The 19,932-nt window shown below is 62.6% G+C and carries 19 protein-coding genes; 9 read left to right on the forward strand and 10 right to left on the reverse strand.

The features are described from left to right. Window positions 1–104: 104 nt before the first annotated feature. From thiL to nrdR, 7 genes are all read right to left on the reverse strand, one after another. Window positions 105–1,067 carry a thiamine-phosphate kinase gene (thiL, locus tag AACY08_RS23885; protein WP_339471678.1) on the reverse strand — a complete coding sequence of 321 codons (963 nt, stop codon included), beginning with the start codon at window positions 1,065–1,067 and terminating at the stop codon, window positions 105–107. 18 nt (window positions 1,068–1,085) lie between these two features. Further along, the gene (gene nusB, locus AACY08_RS23890) at window positions 1,086–1,586 is read right to left on the reverse strand and encodes a transcription antitermination factor NusB (RefSeq protein ID WP_065873720.1); all 501 of its coding nucleotides are present in this window, start codon (window positions 1,584–1,586) and stop codon (window positions 1,086–1,088) included. Next, the gene (gene ribH / locus AACY08_RS23895) at window positions 1,583–2,059 is read right to left on the reverse strand and encodes a 6,7-dimethyl-8-ribityllumazine synthase (RefSeq protein ID WP_003194576.1); all 477 of its coding nucleotides are present in this window, start codon (window positions 2,057–2,059) and stop codon (window positions 1,583–1,585) included. Before ribH ends, nusB begins: the two co-directional genes overlap by 4 nt. 90 nt (window positions 2,060–2,149) lie before the next feature. After that, window positions 2,150–3,241, reverse strand: coding sequence for a bifunctional 3,4-dihydroxy-2-butanone-4-phosphate synthase/GTP cyclohydrolase II (gene ribBA / locus AACY08_RS23900; protein ID WP_339471680.1), 1,092 nt, complete (start codon window positions 3,239–3,241; stop codon window positions 2,150–2,152). Window positions 3,242–3,256: 15 nt separating this feature from the next. Then, the gene (locus tag AACY08_RS23905; RefSeq protein ID WP_339416990.1) at window positions 3,257–3,919 is read right to left on the reverse strand and encodes a riboflavin synthase; all 663 of its coding nucleotides are present in this window, start codon (window positions 3,917–3,919) and stop codon (window positions 3,257–3,259) included. A gap of 46 nt (window positions 3,920–3,965) precedes the next feature. Continuing rightward, the gene (ribD, locus tag AACY08_RS23910) at window positions 3,966–5,102 is read right to left on the reverse strand and encodes a bifunctional diaminohydroxyphosphoribosylaminopyrimidine deaminase/5-amino-6-(5-phosphoribosylamino)uracil reductase RibD (protein WP_339471682.1); all 1,137 of its coding nucleotides are present in this window, start codon (window positions 5,100–5,102) and stop codon (window positions 3,966–3,968) included. After that, a complete protein-coding gene (nrdR, locus tag AACY08_RS23915) occupies window positions 5,099–5,569 on the reverse strand; it encodes a transcriptional regulator NrdR (RefSeq protein ID WP_049713467.1) in 471 nt (156 codons plus the stop codon). The genes ribD and nrdR overlap by 4 nt, the downstream gene beginning before the upstream one ends. A 140-nt stretch (window positions 5,570–5,709) precedes the next feature. Between nrdR and AACY08_RS23920 the strand changes: the two genes are divergently transcribed. From AACY08_RS23920 to trxA, 3 genes are read left to right on the forward strand one after another with little or no spacing between them, the layout of a single operon-like run. Beyond that, complete coding sequence (locus AACY08_RS23920; RefSeq protein WP_339471684.1) at window positions 5,710–6,165, forward strand: YbaY family lipoprotein; 456 nt, start codon at window positions 5,710–5,712, stop codon at window positions 6,163–6,165. Then, on the forward strand, window positions 6,162–6,818 hold the full coding sequence (locus AACY08_RS23925) for a class I SAM-dependent methyltransferase (RefSeq protein ID WP_339416993.1): 657 nt from the start codon (window positions 6,162–6,164) through the stop codon (window positions 6,816–6,818). Before AACY08_RS23920 ends, AACY08_RS23925 begins: the two co-directional genes overlap by 4 nt. A 57-nt stretch (window positions 6,819–6,875) precedes the next feature. Next, the gene (gene trxA, locus AACY08_RS23930; RefSeq protein WP_339471686.1) at window positions 6,876–7,748 is read left to right on the forward strand and encodes a thioredoxin; all 873 of its coding nucleotides are present in this window, start codon (window positions 6,876–6,878) and stop codon (window positions 7,746–7,748) included. Here trxA and AACY08_RS23935 read toward each other — a convergent pair. After that, window positions 7,745–8,086 (reverse strand): hypothetical protein, encoded by a 342-nt coding sequence (locus tag AACY08_RS23935; protein WP_339416995.1) that lies wholly within the window; start codon window positions 8,084–8,086, stop codon window positions 7,745–7,747. The two genes, trxA and AACY08_RS23935, sit on opposite strands and share 4 nt — an antisense overlap. A gap of 136 nt (window positions 8,087–8,222) precedes the next feature. Between AACY08_RS23935 and AACY08_RS23940 the strand changes: the two genes are divergently transcribed. From AACY08_RS23940 to AACY08_RS23960, 5 genes are all read left to right on the forward strand, one after another. Beyond that, window positions 8,223–8,810 (forward strand): DUF2796 domain-containing protein, encoded by a 588-nt coding sequence (locus AACY08_RS23940; RefSeq protein ID WP_339416996.1) that lies wholly within the window; start codon window positions 8,223–8,225, stop codon window positions 8,808–8,810. A gap of 149 nt (window positions 8,811–8,959) precedes the next feature. Beyond that, window positions 8,960–9,670, forward strand: a complete 711-nt coding sequence (locus tag AACY08_RS23945; RefSeq protein ID WP_339416997.1) for an ABC transporter ATP-binding protein — start codon at window positions 8,960–8,962, stop codon at window positions 9,668–9,670. 1 nt (window position 9,671) lies between these two features. Continuing rightward, window positions 9,672–10,937, forward strand: coding sequence for an ABC transporter permease (locus tag AACY08_RS23950; RefSeq protein WP_339416998.1), 1,266 nt, complete (start codon window positions 9,672–9,674; stop codon window positions 10,935–10,937). Window positions 10,938–11,028: 91 nt separating this feature from the next. Beyond that, window positions 11,029–11,541, forward strand: coding sequence for a DUF3299 domain-containing protein (locus AACY08_RS23955; protein WP_339416999.1), 513 nt, complete (start codon window positions 11,029–11,031; stop codon window positions 11,539–11,541). Between the two features lie 94 nt (window positions 11,542–11,635). Next, entirely contained in the window at window positions 11,636–12,334 is a 699-nt protein-coding gene (locus tag AACY08_RS23960) for an OmpW/AlkL family protein (protein WP_339417000.1), read from the forward strand. A gap of 77 nt (window positions 12,335–12,411) precedes the next feature. Here AACY08_RS23960 and AACY08_RS23965 read toward each other — a convergent pair whose 3' ends face one another. Beyond that, the gene (locus AACY08_RS23965) at window positions 12,412–13,296 is read right to left on the reverse strand and encodes a sugar nucleotide-binding protein (protein WP_339471703.1); all 885 of its coding nucleotides are present in this window, start codon (window positions 13,294–13,296) and stop codon (window positions 12,412–12,414) included. A 142-nt stretch (window positions 13,297–13,438) separates the two neighbouring features. On the opposite strand from AACY08_RS23965, the gene AACY08_RS23970 reads away from it, so the two are divergent. Then, on the forward strand, window positions 13,439–17,689 hold the full coding sequence (locus tag AACY08_RS23970; RefSeq protein WP_339471688.1) for a DEAD/DEAH box helicase: 4,251 nt from the start codon (window positions 13,439–13,441) through the stop codon (window positions 17,687–17,689). 41 nt (window positions 17,690–17,730) lie between these two features. On the opposite strand, the gene AACY08_RS23975 is transcribed toward AACY08_RS23970, so the two are convergent. Continuing rightward, the gene (locus AACY08_RS23975; RefSeq protein WP_339471689.1) at window positions 17,731–19,836 is read right to left on the reverse strand and encodes a mechanosensitive ion channel family protein; all 2,106 of its coding nucleotides are present in this window, start codon (window positions 19,834–19,836) and stop codon (window positions 17,731–17,733) included. Between the last annotated feature and the right edge of the window lie 96 nt (window positions 19,837–19,932).

The following is a 19,932-nucleotide window of genomic DNA, read 5'->3' on the forward strand; positions in this document are numbered from 1 at the left end:
AGCACGTTCCTACAGACGCTTAAGCTGAATTATCGCTGATAAAGATCAATCGGTTTGATTGGCCTTTGTTCAGGTTCTATGCAGCGCCACTGGCCAAGACCTCTTCACGCGTCGCGAAAATGCTGATAACCACGAATGGCCGGGGTGATGTCCTGCCCGTTGTCGTCGAGCAGCGTCACGCCCTGCCCCGCCCGGACACGGCCGATCACATGGATCGGCCAGCCATTGGCCTGCAACGGCGCCAATTCGGCGGGTGGCAGGGTGAACGCCAGCACGTAGTCGTCGCCCCCGCTCAGGGCCGCCACGCGCGCCTCATGATCGCCGACAAACGCCAGCAGCGCCTGGGACAATGGCAACCGCTGACGCTCAATCAGCAGGCTGACCTTTGATGCCGTGGCGATATGCCCGCAATCGGCGAGGAGCCCGTCGGAAATATCCATCGCAGACGTGGCCTTGCCGCGCAGCGCCAGCCCCAGGGCCAACTGCGGCTGCGGCGACCAGTAATGGGCCAGCAGCGGGTCGGCGATGGTCACATCGGCGCTGCGTTGGCCCAACACCAGCGCCAAGGCGCCAGCCGCATTGCCCAGCTCGCCGCCGACACACAGCAGGTCACCCGGCTGCGCACCGCTGCGGGTCAAGGCTTGCCCGGCCGGCACACGACCAAACACGGTCAGGGTCAGGCTGAGGGGCCCGCGCGTGGTATCGCCGCCCACCAAGCCCACGCCGCAGCGTTGCGCCATGCGGTTCAAACCCAGGGCATAGCGTTGCAGCCAATCGGCATCAACCGTCGGCGTGGTAAGGGCAAGGGTAAACGCGAGAGGGTTGGCGCCCATGGCAGCCAGGTCGCTCACCGCCACCGCCAACGAGCGTTGGCCGAGCAGGAAGGGGTCGCAGGGGTCCGAAAAGTGCACCCCGGCCACCAATGTATCGGTAGAAATTGCCAGTTGCTCCCCGGCAGGGAGCGCCAGCAAGGCGCAGTCGTCGCCGATCCCCAAGGCAATGCCTTCGCCGCCTTGCGCACAAGGCGCGGCGGCGAAGTAGTTGCGGATCAGCTCAAACTCGCCCATTCAGGACTCAAGCGCCGGTTAGCGCTTGTACGCCTTCACTTCAGCTTCACGCAGGCGCGGGGCCAGCTTGTCGAGCACGCCGTTGACGAACTTGTGACCGTCGGTCGAACCGTAGACTTTCGCCAGTTCGATGCCTTCGTTGATCACTACGCGGTACGGCACATCGACGCGATACAGCAGTTCCCAGGTGGACAGGCGCATCACGCACAGTTCAACCGGGTCCAGCTCTTCGATGGTCAGGTCCAGGCAAGGTGCCAGGGCCGTGTCGATCTCGCTCAGGTGCGCATACACACCGTGCAGGATGTCGTGGAAGTACGGCAGGTCGGCGAAGGTGAAATCGTTATCGACGCGAAACTGTGCTTCGATTTCGTTCAACGAGGCGCCCGCCATCTGACGCTGATACAGCGCCTGGGTGGCCAGTTGACGAGCAGCGCGACGCTTCTCGTTCTTGGACGGCTTACCGGCGTCGGCTGGACGCTCGTCGCGTGGGTTGAAACGATCGCTCTCGTCGGAAATCACTTGGCCTCCAACTGCGACAGCAGGCTGACCATTTCCAGGGCGGACAGGGCAGCTTCAGCGCCTTTGTTACCGGCCTTGGTGCCGGAACGCTCGATGGCTTGTTCGATGGAATCAACGGTCAGTACGCCGAAGGCGACCGGCACGCCGAACTCCATGGACACCTGGGCCAGGCCCTTGGTGCATTCGCCAGCCACGTATTCGAAGTGCGGAGTACCGCCACGAATGACCGCGCCCAGGGCGATGATGGCCGCGTATTCACCCTGTTGAGCAACTTTTTGCGCAACCAGTGGAATTTCGAAGGCGCCAGGGGCACGGATAAGGGTGATGTCGCTTTCGCTCACACCGTGGCGAACCAGGGCGTCCACGGCACCGCTAACCAGGCTTTCAACCACGAAGCTGTTGAAGCGGCCAACTACCAGGGCGTAGCGGCCTTTGGGGGCGATGAAGGTACCTTCGATGGTCTTCAGGGTCATTCGACAAATCTCTTAAAGAGCCGGGACGCGTGTATGACGCGTCCCTTAGTGATATTTGAACCGCGAACAAGGGGCGACAATCGCCGGCCTTTATTCGGAGGGCACGTATTCTACTACTTCCAGGTCGAAACCGGATATCGCATTAAATTTCATGGGTGCACTCATCAAGCGCATTTTGCGCACGCCCAGGTCACGCAGGATCTGCGAACCGGCACCGACGATGCTATAGGTGGTCGGTTTTTTCACCGGCACGTTGTCAGCCGTTTCGCGGATATGCGCCAGCAACACATCGCCGTCCACCGGATTACCCAGCAGCAACACCACGCCGCTACCCGCCTCGGAGACCGCAGCCATGGCGGCGCGCAGGCTCCAACGGCCCGGTTGCTTGACCATCAGCAGGTCACGCAGCGGGTCCATATTGTGCACGCGCACCAAGGTCGGTTCGTCTGCGCAAATGGCACCCAGGGTCAGGGCCATGTGCACGTCGCCTTCCACTGAATCACGGTAGGTCACCAAATTGAATTGGCCCAGTTCGCTGTCCAGTGGCTGCTCGGCAATCCGCTGAACGGTACGTTCGTGGATCATCCGGTAGTGAATCAGGTCGGCAATAGTGCCGACCTTGATGTTGTGTTCGGCGGCAAAGGCTTCCAGTTCACCACGGCGGGCCATGGTGCCGTCGTCGTTCATCACTTCGCAGATCACCCCGCTCGGCTCGAAACCGGCCATGCGCGCCAGGTCGCAGGCCGCTTCAGTATGACCGGCGCGAGCCAGGGTGCCGCCCGGCTGGGCCATCAGCGGGAAGATGTGGCCTGGGCTGACGATGTCTTCGGCCTTGGCGTCTTTCGCGGCGGCCGCCTGTACGGTGCGTGCACGGTCAGCAGCAGAGATACCGGTGGTGACGCCGGTGGTGGCTTCAATCGATACGGTGAACTTGGTGCCAAAACCCGAACCGTTGCGCGGCGCCATCAACGGCAGCTTGAGCAACTCGCAGCGCTCACGGCTCATGGGCATGCAGATCAGCCCACGGGCGTGCTTGGCCATGAAATTGATGTGCTCAGCCTGGCAGGCCTCGGCGGCCATGATGATGTCGCCTTCGTTCTCGCGGTCTTCGTCATCCATCAGGATGACCATCTTGCCTTGGCGGATGTCTTCAACCAGTTCTTCGATGCTATTGAGCGCCACGTGGCACCCCCTTGGTCAGGATTTCAGGTAGCCATTAGCGGCCAGAAAACTTTCGGTGATGTTACTGGCAGCAGGCTCTGCGGCCTTGTCGCCCAGCAATAGGCGCTCCAGATAACGGGCAAGCAAGTCGACTTCAAGGTTCACCCGGCGACCCGGCTGGTACGACGCCATGATGGTTTCGCTCAGGGTGTGGGGAATAATGGTCAGTTCAAATTCGGCGCCGTTCACGGCGTTCACGGTCAGGCTGGTGCCATCGACGGTGATCGAGCCTTTGTGGGCAATGTACTTGGCCAACGCTTTGGGCGCGCGGATGCGGAATTCCACGGCCCGCGCGTTTTCGCTGCGCGCCACGACTTCGCCGACGCCGTCGACGTGGCCGCTGACCAGGTGGCCGCCGAGGCGGGTGGTCGGCGTCAGGGCTTTTTCCAGGTTGACAGGGCTGCCGGCCTTAAGGTCATTCATCGCGGTGCAGTCCAGGGTTTCCCGGCTGACATCGGCGGCGAAGCCGTTGCCCGGCAGCTCGATGACGGTCAGGCACACGCCACTGACGGCGATACTGTCGCCCAGTTTGACGTCGCCCAGGTCGAGCTTGCCGGTTTCAACCAGCAGGCGTACATCGCCGCCTTTGGGGGTCATTGCACGGATGCTGCCGATGGATTCGATAATGCCGGTGAACATTTCGTTCTCCTGAAAACGGGGCTGACGCTCAAGCGCAGGCCGGGAATTATACGCTCGCTGCGGGGAGCGGGATGGCAGTGACTCGCCAGTCGTCGCCAACAGCGCGCATTTCAGTGATCTTGAGTTGGGGGGCGTCGGCGAGTTTCTCAAGCGGCCAGTCCAGCAAAGGCCGGGCGGCGGAGCCGAGGAACTTGCCGGCGACGAAAATCACGTACTCATCCACCAGGCCTTGCTGGGCGAACGCGCCCGCCAGGCTTGGGCCGGCTTCTACCAGCACGTCATTGACGCCGCGGGCAGCCAGCGCAACCAGTGCTGAACGCAGGTCGACCTGGCCCACGACGCCCGGCACCACCAGGCACTCGGGGCCACGGGGGAACTGGTTTTCCGCCGTCACGCACGTGATGACCAACGCCGGGCCGGCCTTGAAGAACGGCGCATTGAGCGGCACGCGCAAGCGGCCATCGATCAGCACGCGCAACGGCGGGCGCGACATCGCCAGGGCAGTCGTGGCTTCGTCCAGGCCAAGCTCGGCGGCGCGCACGGTCAGGCGCGCACCGTCCGCCAACACCGTGTCGGCGCCAGTCAGCACCACGCTGGCCTCGGCGCGCAGGCGCTGTACCGCGGCGCGGGCGGCGGGGCCGGTGATCCATTGACTTTCGCCGCTGGCCATCGCGGTGCGACCGTCCAGGCTCATCGCCAATTTGACCCGCACGAAAGGCAGGCCGTGTTCCATACGCTTGAGGAAACCCTTGTTGAGGGCCCTGGCTTCACCCTCCAACACACCGCTGCGCACCTCGATCCCGGCCTGGGCCAGGCGCTGCATGCCGCGCCCGGCGACTTCCGGGTTAGGGTCCTGCATCGCCGCAACCACCCGCGCCAACCCGGCGCTCAGCAACGCATCGGCGCACGGCGGGGTGTGACCATAGTGGCTGCAAGGTTCAAGGGTTACGTAGGCCGTGGCACCGCGAGCCTTGTCACCGGCTGCGCGCAGGGCATGCACTTCGGCATGGGGCTCGCCGGTACGCACATGCCAGCCTTCGCCGACAATCTGCCCATCACGCACAATCACGCAACCTACCCGCGGGTTGGGGTGGGTGGTGTACAAGCCATTGCGTGCAAGTTCCAGGGCGCGGGCCATGTAATGGGCGTCGAGCACAGCCTGTTCAGCAGAAGGTGGGTTCATTCTTTGGCAGGCTCACGGGCCAGGCGGTCGATCTCTTCACGGAACTCATTGAGGTCCTGGAAGCGTCGATACACCGAGGCGAAACGGATATAGGCAACTTCGTCGAGCTTTTGCAGCTCGCCCATTACCAGTTCTCCAACTACCAGGCTCTTGACCTCGCGCTCGCCGGTCGCCCGCAGCTTGTGCTTGATGTGCACCAGCGCCGCTTCCAGCCGCTCGACACTCACTGGTCGTTTTTCCAGGGCGCGCTGCATACCGGCGCGTAATTTATCTTCGTCGAAAGGCTGGCGGCTGCCGTCGGACTTGATCAGACGTGGCAATACCAGTTCGGCGGTTTCGAAGGTGGTGAAACGCTCACCGCAGCCAGACGCCAGGCATTCGCGCCGGCGACGCACTTGATCGCCCTCGGCGACCAGACGCGAGTCAATGACCTTGGTGTCGTTGGCACCGCAGAAGGGACAGTGCATGGTTGGCAGGCAACAAATAAAGGGAGGACCATGGTAGCGCATCCCCGTGGCAAGACAAGCCATAGCCTTTACGGTATATAGGCTGACTATTATGTTTCATATCTTTTAAGCCACGGATTTTGTCCTTTCTGGAGCCGTACATGCAGTTACGACCACTTGTTTTGCTCACCCTCTTCAGTTTCCTGGTCGCCTGCAGCAGCGAAGCCCCAAAGCCGGCCGCACCTCAACCGACGCCAGCGCAAGAGAAAAAAGTCCCAGGGATTGAAGACATGGGCCCCCTGCCTGCCTATCAGCGGGAAATCAGCGGCAGCCTGACCAACGTACCGGCGGGTGCCGAAGTCGAGATGGCCTTGTTGGTCATCGACGACCGTTCGCGCCCGCAGCAACTGCTCGCCAGCAGTGTATTGAGCGGCAACGGCAAGCCCTTGGCATTCCGCCTGCGCTACAACCCCGAAGCCTTCCCAGCCGGTGCGCGGGTTGAACTGCGTGGCCGCGCCAGCCAGTCCGGCGAGTTGATCCTGCACCTGCCCGCCGTGCTGATCACCCAGGCAATCACCCAGACCACCGGCCCCCTGCAACTCGTCAAGGCACCATGACGCCACCGCTGGACCTGCAAGCGGCGCTGAGCGAACTGATCGGCGACGCGCAACTGGTGCCCTGCCCGCTGCCGGGTACCGAGCTGTCTTTGTGGCTGCTGGACGCAGACAACATGGACCGCGCCTTCAGCCCCGAAGAAACCCGGCGCATCCTGCATGAACCGCCTTACTGGAGTTTTTGCTGGGCCAGTGGTTTGGCGCTGGCACGGTATCTGGCGGCGACTCCTGAATGGGTCGCCGGCAAGCGCGTGCTGGATTTTGGCGCGGGTTCCGGTGTGGCCGGGATTGCGGCGGCTAAAGCGGGCGCGCTGGAAGTAGTCGCCTGCGACCTGGACCCGCTGGCCTTGGCATCCTGCCGGGCGAATGCCGAGCTTAATGGTGTGGAACTGGGTTATTCGGCGGACTTTTTCGCCGAATCAGACCGCTTCGACCTGATCCTGGTGGCTGACGTGCTCTACGACCGGGCGAACCTGCCGCTGTTGGACCAGTTCCTGACCCGTGGCCGCGAAGCGTTGGTGGCGGATTCGCGGGTGCGGGACTTTCAGCACCCGGATTATCAACGGCTGGAGATTCTGGATGCGCTGACGTTGCCGGACTTGGCGGAGCCTTGGGAGTTTCGCAAGGTGAGCCTGTACCATTCGCGGCGCACTTGAGACCTTCGCGAGCAAGCCCTTATAGTTGCCCCATTCCCGCTTTATTCGAGACGCCCCATGAGTGAGCCCACGCCATACATCTTCGACGTTACTACTGCCACCTTCGACCAGGCAGTGATCCAGAACTCCTTCGAAAAACCCGTGCTGGTGGATTTCTGGGCCGAGTGGTGCGCGCCGTGCAAGGCGTTGATGCCGATGCTCGCGAAAGTTGCCGAGAGTTATCAGGGCGAGTTGCTGCTGGCCAAGGTTGATTGCGAGGCCGAGCAAGACATCGTCGCGCGTTTTGGCATTCAAAGCCTGCCGACGGTGGTGCTGTTCAAGGATGGCCAGCCGGTGGACGGTTTTGCCGGGGCGCAGCCGGAGTCGGCGGTGCGGGCGCTGTTGGAGCCGCATGTGCAGATGCCGCCGCCAGCTGCGGCGGACCCGTTGGAGCAGGCCCAGGGGCTGTTTGCAGAAGGTCGCATCAGTGATGCCGAAGCCCTGCTGGTCGCGCTGTTGGGCGAGGACAACACCAACGCCGCCGCACTGATCCTGTATGCACGCTGCCTGGCCGAGCGCGGTGAGTTGGGCGAAGCCCAGGCCGTGCTGGACGCCGTGAAAAGCGACGACCACAAAGCCGCCCTCGCCGGGGCCAAGGCGCAGATCACTTTCCTGCGCCAGGCTGCCGACCTGCCGGACGCCGCCGACTTGAAAAGCCGACTGGCGCAAAACCCGCAGGACGACGAAGCGGCCTATCAACTGGCAATCCAGCAACTGGCGCGCCAGCAGTACGATGCGGCGCTGGAAGGTTTGCTCAAGCTGTTCATCCGCAACCGCAGCTACAACGAAGGCCTGCCGCACAAGACCTTGCTGCAGGTGTTCGAACTGCTGGGCAATGATCACCCGCTGGTGACCGTGTACCGCCGCAAGCTGTTTGCCGCGTTGTATTAATCGCCGACCCAACTGTACAGCGGCGTATCACCGCCGCTGGCCACTTTCACCTTGGCGCTATGGCGCAGGCGCACCAACAGGCGCTTGCCCGCCGAGGCGTCCCCCGCCAAGCCTTCCAACTGGTCGAGCAGTTCGAGGCCACTGAGTTGCCCGGCCTCGCGCAACAGATCCTGAGCGTTCTGCCACAGGTCATCGTTCTGTTTTATCGGCACAACTGGCGGCGTACTCTCTACTGGGGCGGCCTGCAATTGCGCGCCCAGGCGTGCCCAATCAGCGTCGTCCAGCTCCAGGGTCAAGTCCACCGGCAGGTCGCCGACGGTTCCACGAATTCGCAACATCGTCGTTACTCCTGCACATTTTCCGATAGGCATGCTCCCATGCGGCTTGCGCAACGCCAAGCAGGCGGTCAAACTCCCGGCCCCATTGTTATAAGATCACATAACAAAACTTTTATCTTCGCTCGGGAGTTTCACCATGCGCCGTCTGTTGCTTGCTTTGCCGTTTGCCCTGCTGCCACTGGCGGTCGCCTATGCTCACGACGATCACGACCATGAACACGGCAGCCTCGGCGCCCATGAGCACGGCGTTGGTCGCCTCAACGCGGTGCTCGACGGCCAAGCCCTTGAACTTGAGCTGGACAGCCCGGCGATGAACCTGGTGGGTTTCGAACACGTGGCCACCAGCGCGGCGGACAAAGCTAAAGTCGCCGCTGCACGTAAACAGCTGGAAAACCCTGTCGCCCTGTTCAACTTGCCCAAGGCCGCCGGCTGCGTCGTCGGCAACCAGGAACTCAACAGTCCGTTGTTCGGCGACAAGCCCGAAGCCGACCATGACCATGATGATGACGCCAAAGACGGCGCCCACGAGCACCATCACGACCACAGCGAGATCCACGCCCACTACCAGTTCACCTGCGCCACGCCGACAGCTTTGAGCAATCTCGACCTGAGCCAAGTGTTCAAGACCTTCCCCGCCACCCAGAAAATTCAGGTACAACTGATCGGCCCGAGCGGCCAGCAAGGTGTTGAAGCGACGGCCACAGCAGCCACCCTGAAGTTCTGATTTGAAAATACGGTCAATGTGGGAGCTGGCTTGCCTGCGAACGGATCGCCTCGGTATGTCTGGAACAACCGAGTCGCCCGCATCACAGGCAAGCCAGCGCCTACAAGGGATCGGCGCCATTTTCTACAACCAGGCAATACTGATTTAACATGACCCATGCATTGATCGAACTGTCTGACCTGGGCTTTAACTGGCCCGGGCAGCCACAGTTGCTGGACATCCCCGCTTTCCGCCTGGAAGCAGGAGAAACCCTGTTTCTGAAGGGCCCGAGCGGCAGTGGCAAAACCACGCTACTGGGCCTGCTCGGGGGCGTACAGAAACCCAGCCAGGGCAGCATCCGCCTGCTCGGCCAGGAGCTGACCGAACTTTCGGCCGGCGCCCGCGACCGCTTCCGTGTCGACCACACCGGCTACATCTTCCAGCAGTTCAACCTGCTGCCGTTCCTGTCGGTGCGCGAGAACGTCGAGTTGCCCTGCCACTTCTCCAAGCTGCGCGCGCAACGGGCGAAACAACGTCACGGCAGTGTCGACCGCGCCGCCGCGACCCTGCTGGCGCACCTGGGGTTGAAAGACAAAGACCTGCTGGAGCGCCGCGCCGACTCGCTGTCCATCGGCCAGCAACAACGGGTGGCCGCCGCTCGCGCGCTGATCGGTCAACCCGAGTTGGTGATCGCCGACGAGCCCACTTCGGCCCTGGACTACGACGCCCGCGAAGCTTTCCTTCAGCTGTTGTTCGCTGAATGCCGCGAAGCCGGCGCCAGCCTGTTGTTTGTCAGCCATGACCAAAGTCTGGCCGCGCTGTTCGACCGCCACCTGTCGCTGGCCGAACTCAATCGCGCCGCCACGCCCGCAGAGGTTTGAGATGTATCTGTTCCGTCTAGCCATGGCCAGCCTGGCTAACCGCCGCTTTACCGCGATCCTCACCGCATTCGCCATCGCCCTGTCTGTGTGCCTGCTGCTGGCCGTGGAACGCGTCCGTGTCGAGGCGCGCAACAGTTTCGCCAGCACCATCAGCGGCACCGACCTGATCGTCGGCGCCCGCTCCGGCTCGGTGAACCTGCTGCTGTATTCGGTGTTTCGCATCGGCAATGCCACTAACAACATCCGTTGGGACAGCTACGAACACTTCGCCGCCAGCCCTCAGGTGAAATGGGCGATCCCGATTTCCTTGGGTGATTCCCACCGTGGCTACCGCGTGATGGGCACCAACGAGTCCTACTTCGAGCACTACCAATACGGTCGCAAGCAACACCTCGAACTGGCCAGCGGCCGCGCCTTCGCCACCGACCCGTTCGAAGTGGTGCTCGGCGCCGAAGTGGCTGACGCACTGCACTACAAACTCGGCGACAAACTGGTGCTGGCCCATGGCGTCGCGGTGGTCAGCCTGGTCAAGCACGATGACAAACCCTTCACCGTGGTCGGCATCCTCAAGCGCACCGGCACACCGGTGGACCGCACGTTGCACATCAGCCTCGGCGGCATGGAGGCGATCCATATCGACTGGCATAACGGTGTGCCGGCTCAAGGCAAAGGCCGCATCAGCGCCGATCAAGCGCGCAACATGGACCTCACGCCGCAGGCCATTACCGCGTTCATGCTCGGGCTGAACAACAAGATTTCCACCTTCGCCCTGCAACGGGAGATCAACGAATTCCGTGGCGAGCCGATGCTGGCGATCCTGCCGGGCGTGGCGCTGCAAGAACTGTGGAGCATGATGGGCACCGCTGAAAAAGCACTGTTCGTGATCTCGCTGTTCGTGGTGCTGACCGGCTTGATCGGCATGCTCACGGCGATCCTCACCAGCCTCAACGAGCGCCGTCGCGAAATGGCGATCCTGCGCTCAGTGGGCGCACGGCCGTGGCATATTGCAACCTTGCTGATCGTTGAAGCCTTCGCCCTGGCGCTGTCCGGCGTGATCGCAGGCGTGGGCCTGCTGTACGTGTGCATCGCCGCCTCGCGCGGTTACCTGCAGGCCAATTACGGCCTGGACCTGCCCATGTCGTGGCCCAGCGAATATGAATGGACGCTGCTCGCCGGTATCCTGGCCGCCGCGCTGTTGATGGGCAGCGTGCCCGCGTGGCGCGCCTATCGACAATCTTTGGCCGATGGCCTGTCGATTAGGCTGTAGAACAGCCGCTGCAAGTTTCAAGCGTTAAGCTGCAAGCGAATCGGTTTTAACTTAAAGCTTGCGGCTTCTAGCTACCTACTGAGGAGTTTTCATGCGTCGCGCCCTCGCTGCACTGTTTTTGCTGGTGGCCCTGCCCGCCTGGGCCGCCGAGCCCAAGGAACTGACCTGGTCGGAGCTGATCCCGCCGGATGCCATGCCCGAAGTGCCCAATATGCAGCCGCTGCACAACCTGTCCGGCATGGCGGATGCACTGGAGTCGGCGCCGGCGGCCAAGCAGGAAATGCCCCACGCGCCTGTGGTGCAAAGCCTTGATGGCAAGCACATCCGCCTGCCCGGTTATATCGTGCCGTTGGAAGTGGGTGAAAACGGCCGCACCACTGAATTCTTGCTGGTGCCGTATTTCGGCGCGTGCATCCACGTTCCGCCACCGCCGTCGAACCAGATCGTGCACGTTAAAAGTGAAGTCGGCGTGAAGCTCGATGAGCTGTATCAACCGTACTGGATCGAAGGCGCGATGCGGGTCAAACCGTCCACCAGCGAACTGGCCGACGCCGGTTACCAGATGGATGCCGAGAAGATTTACATCTACGAGCTGCCGGAGTAGCGCTGATCGCCCTTTCGTTGAGCTGAGTCAAAAGATCGAGCGGAACGATCTTTACCATTGGACGTACAACTTTTAACGTCCTTTTGGAGCTCCCATGAACAAGTCTCTGCTCGGCGCGTCCCTCTTCGCGCTCGCCCTCGTTGCCCCTGTCGCACACGCTCACGAAGCGGGCGACATTCTGGTTCGCGCCGGTGCAATCACCGTGAATCCGAAGGCTGACAGCAGCACCGTCAAAGTTGACCAGGGCCCATTGGCCGGCACCAACCTGGGCGGCAAGGCGACCATGAGCAGCGATACCCAACTGGGCTTGAACTTTGCCTACATGCTGACCAACCACGTGGGTATCGAACTGCTGGCCGCCACACCGTTCGAGCACGACGTGAAGATCAAAGGCACCGCCCTGGGCGCCGCCAACGGCAAGCTCGGTACCCTGAAACACCTGCCGCCAACCCTGAGCGTCGTGTACTACCCGCTGGATAACAAATCGGCCTTCCAACCTTACGTAGGCGCCGGTATCAACTACACCTGGATCTACGACGAGCACGTCGGCAGCCGTGCCCAAGGCGCAGGTTTCAGCAACTTCAAGGCTGAAAACTCCTGGGGCTGGGCCGCACAGATCGGCGCGGACTACATGATCAACGACAAGTGGATGATCAACGCCCAGGCGCGCTACATCGACATCAGCACCAAGGCCACCGTGGAAAACAACGCCGTGGCACCTGGCACGCGTGCCAAGGTCAATGTGGACGTTGACCCAATGGTTTACATGGTGGGTATTGGCTACAAGTTCTAATCCCGACCTAAGCAACACTGCATAACCAAATGTGGGAGCGGCGCACCGCCGCTCCCACATTTTGGTTTTGCGTGTATTCAGTTGTGCCGGTAGAAGCGATCCAGCAACGCCGGCAGCCCCGCCCGCCATGCCCGTGGCTTGATGCCAAAGGTATGGAGGATTTTCTTGCAGGCGAGCACCGCGTGTTGCGGTTCTTCACTTGCATCCGGCCGGCCCGCATGGGCCTGGGCGGTGGGGGATTCGATCGCCAACGGATGAAAATTGCGCGCTTCAGTGAGGATCGCCTGGCCCAGCGCCAACGGCGTGGTCGCCTCATGGCCGGCGTAGTGGTAAGTGCCCCACAACGGCGCCGCGCAATCGAGTTGCTTGAGCACCGAAATGATCACCCGCGCCGCATCGTCCACTGGCGTCGGGTTGCCGCGCCGGTCGTCAGCCATCAGCAATTCATCGGTTTTTTCGGCCCGGGCCAGGAAGCGCCCGAGGGTGCCGTCGACGCTGTCATCCAGCAGCCAGCCAAACCGCAGCAACACATGTTGCGGGCAAGTGGCGCGCACGCTTTGTTCGATACGCCACAACGCCTGGCCGCGCAGGCCCAAGGGCACCGGCTCGTCTTTTTCGCTGTAAGCGGTGGCGCGAGAGCCATCGAACACGCGGTAGCTGGACGGTTGCAGCAAGGTGATGTTGTGGTGCTGGCACAGCTCGGCCAGACGCTCGATAGCGAACTCCTGGGAGGCCAGGCGGGTTTCGCTGACCGCTTCGGCCTGGAACCAGTCGAAATAGTAGGCGAGGTTGATCAACGCATCGGGACGGGTGTCGTCGAGCAATTGGGTGAGGCTCGCGGCATCCCAGCCGTCTTGGGGCGGTTTGGGTGCGAGGAAACCAATGTCTTCCTCTGCACCGAGGCGAATCAGCGCCTGCCCGAGGGCATTCCCGCCGCCCAGTAACATAAGGCGCATTCGCATAGATTGAGCAGGCCCGGTCTGGTTGGAACGAAGGTTATTCATGTATTTGTCAGAATCGTTGCATTTTGCGGGTTCGTAGCGCAACCGTCACGGACAAACTGCGCGATTGCAACTTGTTGGAGCGGGCGGTATCAATCACTCCATGAACCTTCCTGAATCCACCGACAGCGCGTTGCACGGCTTCCACCCCGCCGTCAGCGCCTGGTTCCGCAGCACCTTCCCTTCGGTGACAAGCGCCCAGGCCCAGGCATGGCCGCTGATCCGCCAACGCCAATCGACGCTGATCGCCGCGCCCACCGGCTCCGGCAAGACGCTCACAGCCTTTTTGGCGGTGCTGGATGACTTGGTCCAGCAAGGCCTGGCGCACGGCGGGCAACTGCCGGACGAAACCCTGGTGGTCTACGTGTCGCCGCTGAAGGCGCTGTCCAATGACATCCAGATCAACCTGCAGAATCCGCTTGCCGGAATCACTCAGCACTTGCAGAACCAGGGCCTGCCGCCGCTGGTGATCCGCACCGCCGTGCGCACGGGCGACACCCCGCAAAAAGACCGCATGCAGATGCGCAAGCGCCCGCCGCACATTCTGGTGACCACTCCGGAATCGCTCTACGTGCTGCTGGGGTCGGACTCCGGGCGGCAAATGCTCGCCCGCACGCGCACGGTGATCGTCGATGAAATCCACGCTATCGCGGCCGGCAAACGTGGCAGCCACTTGGCGTTGAGCCTGGAGCGCCTGCAAGGCCTGTGCGCCGAACCACTGACACGCATTGGCTTGTCGGCCACGCAAAAGCCCATCGACGCGGTGTCACGTTTTCTCGTGGGCACCGGCCGCCACTGCGCGATTGTGGATATCGGCCACGCCCGCCCCCGCGACCTGGATATCGAAGTACCGCCAGTGCCGCTCTCGGCAGTAATGGCCAACGATGTGTGGGAACGGGTCTACGACCGCCTCGCCGAATTGGCCCGCGAGCACCGCACCACGCTGGTGTTCGTCAACACCCGCCGCCTGGCAGAACGCCTGGCCCGGCATTTGAGCGAACGCCTGGGCAAAAGCGCCGTGGCCGCGCACCACGGCAGCCTGGCCAAGGAAATGCGCCTGGACGCCGAACAACGACTCAAGGCCGGTGAGCTGCAAGTGCTGATCGCCACCGCGTCCCTGGAGCTGGGGATTGATATCGGCGACGTGGATCTGGTCTGTCAGATCGGCTCGCCCGGCTCCATCAACGGTTTTCTGCAAAGAGTGGGACGCTCCGGCCACCAGGTCGGCGGCACGCCCAAAGGGCGCTTGTTCGCCACCACACGCGACGACTTGATCGAATGCGCCGCGCTGCTCGATTGCGTACGCCGGGGTGAGCTGGACACCTTGCACATACCGGTCGCGCCGTTGGACGTGCTGGCCCAACAGATCATCGCCGAGGTCAGCGCCCAGGAATGGTCGGAGCAGGCCTTGCTCGACCTGATCCGCCGCGCCGCGCCCTATGCCGAGCTGGATGAACGCCAATACCAAGCGCTGCTGCAGATGCTCAGCGACGGCTACAACGGTCGCCAGGGCATCCGTAGCGCCTACCTGCACCGCGACGCCCTGAGCCGCACCTTGCGCGGTCGTCGCGGCGCCAGACTCACTGCCGTGACCAGCGGCGGCACCATCCCCGACAATGCCGACTATAGCGTGTTGCTCGAACCCCAAAGCCTGAACATCGGCAGCGTCAACGAAGACTTTGCGGTGGAAAGCATCGCCGGGGATATCTTCCAGCTCGGCAATACGTCCTACCGAATCCTGCGGGTCGACGCCGGCAAGGTGCGCGTCGAGGATGCCCATGGCCAGCCGCCGACCATTCCGTTCTGGCTCGGCGAAGCGCCCGGGCGCAGCAACGAATTGTCGGCGGCGGTGGCGCGTTTGCAGGGTCAATTGGACGCGCTGCTCAGCGCCACGCCCGGCAACCTGCAAGCCGCGCAAGATTGGCTCACCGAAACCCTCGGCCTAAACCACGCCAGCGCCGAACAAATCCTCGATTACCTGGCGCGCACACGCTTGGCCCTGAGCGCCCTGCCGTCCCAGGACACGTTGATCATGGAGCGTTTCTTCGACGCGTCCGGCGGCACCCAACTGATCATCCACACGCCGTTCGGCAGCCGCGTCAACCGCGCCTGGGGCCTGGCCTTGCGCAAGCGTTTTTGCCGCACCTTCAATTTCGAATTGCAGGCCGCCGCCAGCGAAAATGCGATCGTGCTGTCGCTGTCCACCAGCCACAGTTTCGAGCTGGACGCGGTGTGGCGTTACCTCAACAGCCACAGCGCCGAACATATCCTGATCCAGGCCGTGCTGGAGGCGCCGCTCTTCGGCGTGCGCTGGCGCTGGAATGCCGGTGTGGCGCTGGCATTGCCGCGCTTTACCGGCGGGCGCAAGGTGGCGCCGCAGATCCAGCGCATGAAAAGCGAAGACCTGATCGCCAGTGTGTTTCCCGACCAGATCGCCTGCCTGGAAAACCTCGCCGGCGAGCGCGAAGTGCCTGAACACCCGCTGGTCGAGCAAACCCTCGACGACTGCCTTCACGAAGCCATGGACAGCGACGCCTGGCTGGCCCTGCTGCGGCGCATGGAGCACGGCGACGTGCGCCTGATCAGCCGCGACTTGCCAGCGCCCTCGCCGATGGCCGCTGAAATCCTCAGTGCGCGGCCCTACACCTTTCTTGACGATGCGCCACTGGAAGAGCGCCGAACCCAGGCCGTGCTCAACCGACGCTGGAGCGACCCGCAAAGTACCGACGACCTAGGGGCGCTGGATGCTGACGCTATTGCTAGCGTGCGCGAAGAAGCCTGGCCGGCGCCCAACGGGCTGGATGAAATGCACGAGGCGTTGATGAGTCTGGCGTGTATCGCCGCCAGCGAAGTCACGCCGCAATGGGCGCAATGGTTGCACGCCTTGGCCAAGAGCGGCCGCGCCTTTCAATTGCACAATGACCTGTGGGTCGCCGTTGAACGCTTGAGTTGCTTGCAGGCAATCTTCCCCAACGACTTGCCGCTGTTACCTGGTTTCGATGAGCCCTGGACCTTTGATGAGGCCGTGGTGGAAGTGCTGCGCGCACGCCTCGGTGGGTTCGGCCCGCTGAGCCTGAGCGAGATCGCCGCGCCCCTGGCCTTGCGAGAATCTGATGGGGTCCAGGCGCTGGCCCGTCTGGAGCAGGAAGGCTATGTATTACGCGGCCATTTCAGCCCCGCTGCCACTGAGGAGCAATGGTGCGAACGCCACCTGCTGGCGCGTATTCATCGCTATACGGTCAAGCGCTTGCGCCGGGAAATCGAGCCGGTGGCACTGCAGGATTTCATGCGTTTTCTGTTCGATTGGCAGCACCTGTCCGACGGCACACGCGGTCAGGGCAGCGCGATGTTGCCGCAGATCGTTGCGCAGTTTGAAGGGTATGCCGCCGCCACATCCGCCTGGGACAGCGACCTGCTCAGCGCACGGCTCAAGGATTACTCCGCCACCTGGCTCGATGACCTGTGCCGCAGCGGCAAACTGGTGTGGACGCGCTTGGGCAACAAACCCGGCGCCATGGCATTACGCAGTACGCCAGTGGTGTTGCTGCCCCGCAGCCAGGTGGGACTGTGGAGCGGACTGACCGAACTCACCGACGCCACCACGCTGTCACCCAAGGCGCAGAAGGTGCATCAAGCCCTGCGCGACCACGGCGCGCTGTTTTTTGATGAGCTGGTGCACGAGGCCCACTTGCTGCGCAGCGAACTGGAAAGCGCCTTGCAGGAACTGGTCGGCGCCGGGCTGGTAAACGCCGACAGCTTCGCCGGCCTGCGCGCCCTGACCACGCCCGCCAGCAAACGCCAGGCGCGCAGCAGTCGGCGTGGGCGCGGCGCGTTTATCGGCGGCATGGACGACGCCGGGCGCTGGGCCTTGGTGCGGCGTTCACCCACCGCCGCCGGCGCGCATTCGGCCGAGACGCTGGAGCATGTGGCAATGACCTTGCTGCGCCGCTATGGCGTGGTGTTCTGGCGCTTGCTCGAGCGTGAGGCGGATTGGCTACCAAGCTGGCGCGAGTTGCTGCGCACTTTTCATCGGCTGGAAGCACGCGGGGAGATTCGCGGGGGGCGATTTGTCAGTGGGTTGGCGGGGGAACAGTTTGCGTTGCCGGAGGCGATCCCGTTGCTGCGTGAAGTGCGACGTCGGGCCCATGACGGCAGTTTGATTGTTGTGTGTGGGCCTGATCCGCTGAACCTGGTGGGCACGTTGTTGCCGGGCACCAAGGTGCCGGCCTTGAGTGGTAATCGAATTGTGTATCGGGACGGGTTGCCGGCGGCGGTGATGGTCGCTGGCAAGCAGCAGGTGTTGTTGGAGGTGGATCAGGTGGCGGTGCAGAATAAACTGATGAAGCGTCCGTAACGTAGCAGCTGTCGAGCGCCAGCTGCTACGGGTTGTGAAGGTCACTGAGCCCGAGGCGGCTCCGTGACCACCACCGAAGCCGGCACCTCTGCATCAGGTTCATCCGCCAGCAGCGCACGCTTGGGCAACAAAATCTGCTGTGGATAAGTCTGCGCGAAGTGCACCTCGTCACAATTATCCACACGCTTTTTCAGCCGCTGGTTAAACGCGCGACTCACCGCGTATTGCCCGCCCGAGACCGTGCGGAACTGCGCCGTCAGCACCACGCCGTTGAGGTCCATCTTGTCGACACCAAACACCTCCAGCGGGCCTTGCAGGTTGTACTTGAGGAACACGTCGTCGCGAATCGATTGCCCGGCCTCGCGGATCAATTCCAGCGCCTTGTCCACGTCCGTGTCGTAGGTGAACTGCACTGAGAAGAATGCATAGGCAAACTGCCGCGACTGGTTGGTAACCGCCTTGATCTGCCCGAACGGCACCGAATGCACAAACCCCTTGCCGTCGCGCAGGCGCAGGGTGCGGATGGTCAGGCCTTCGACAGTGCCGGCGTGGCCGGAGTCGAGCACCACCCAGTCGCCGATGGACAGGGTGTCTTCAATGATGATGAACAGCCCGGTGATCACATCCTGCACCAACTGCTGGGAACCAAAACCGATAGCCAGGCCGACCACGCCGGCACCGGCCAGCAGCGGTGCGACGTTGATGCCGAGGTTGGCCATGGTGGTGATTGCGCAAATCACCACCAGGATGATTTTCACCGCGTTGCGCACCAGCGGCAGGATGGTTTTCACCCGGGTACTGGGCTGGCGGCTCGAGCGATCGTTGACCGGCGGTTTCAGCGCTTCCTGAATCGCCGTATCCAGGACCACCCAGAACAACCCGGTCATCAGCAGGATCAAGCCAATGCTGCTGAGGGAATCGCTGATCGCTCGACCGATCGAGTTGCGCTCGGCGAATTCAAACAGCGAGACACCCCAGATACGCCCGAGGACTTCAATAAACCCGATCGCCATCGCAATGCGCAAGATCGCGTGCAGCACGCTGAGGAAACGCTCCTTGTAAGCACTGCTGCGCTGGATCGCCACTTGGCTGCGCGACTTGAACAGGTGTTGCAGCACAGTGCTCAGGAACACCGTGCCGATTAGCAAAATGGTGGTGAGCAGCGCGCAGCGCAGGGCTTTCTGGTTATCGTCCCCGGCGCCGATCAGGTTTATCGCCGAAACCAGCACCATCAGCAGGATCGGCCAGTACCAGAGCCCGGAAAATATCCGCAGCGATTGTTGCAACGCCGGGTGTTTAAGGCGCTGGGTCAGCGCCTGATTACGGATCAAGTGTGCGACCGGGCGACGCAGGCGAATCACCAGCATGCCGAAGGTTACCGCCGCAAACAGGCCGGTAAACACCGCAATGCCGCTGGTGATATTGCCGCCGAACTGGCGGGCGATCTGCGGGCTGGTCAGCGCATCGCTGAGGGCGGCGAGGAACCCGATCATGAACATCGGCTTTGGGCAGTAATCGCGGATGATCTGCACGGCCGGGCGTTTATGCCCGACGTCAAACATAACGATCACGCACAACAGGATGGACGTGGAGAAGATGCCGCTACTGGTCGCATAGGCAAAACACAACGCCAGCGCCCGGCCGACGGAGGTCGGCAAAAAGTGACTGACGTAAAGCGTCAGCGGCAGACAGATCACGGCCGGGATCGTGTAGGGCACTAAATAACCGAGTACGCCTTGCAAGCGTCCGCGCCGATGGACAAAGGGACGTTGGCTGACACGCCTGACCAGCCTGCGCCCCAGTAAGGTCAACAGCGCGAAGGCACCGATCCAGACGCCGGACAACAGCAGGAAGTCCCCGGCCACGCTCCATGGCGAGCGGTGCGAGGGACGGTTGACCAGGCGCCCCACCTCATTGGCCGCACGGTCGGCGCGCAGGCGCCAAGCGTCAAGGAGGTTCTGGTTGAGATCAAGCTTGTCCTGCACATCAACGATGCTGGAGCTGATGGCACCTAGCAGGCCGCCCTCGACCAGAATTTCCGGCTTGGCCGGCGTTTCGGCTTCAGGCGCGGCCGCCGCGGCGTGCACTGCGCCGCTGCCGCAAAACAGCAGCGCGCCGAGCAGTAATGCAGTCTTTGAATTCAGCAAAACACCGGGCTCCTTGAGGTAGGTCTGTAACGAGCTGACGGGTTTTGGCGCTGATCGTTCCCGTTTAAAACGCAATGCGCTGGGGCGTGCCGTCCG

It is taken from the genome of Pseudomonas sp. EL_65y_Pfl1_R83, from assembly GCF_963970695.1.
GTDB lineage: Bacteria > Pseudomonadota > Gammaproteobacteria > Pseudomonadales > Pseudomonadaceae > Aquipseudomonas > Aquipseudomonas tritici.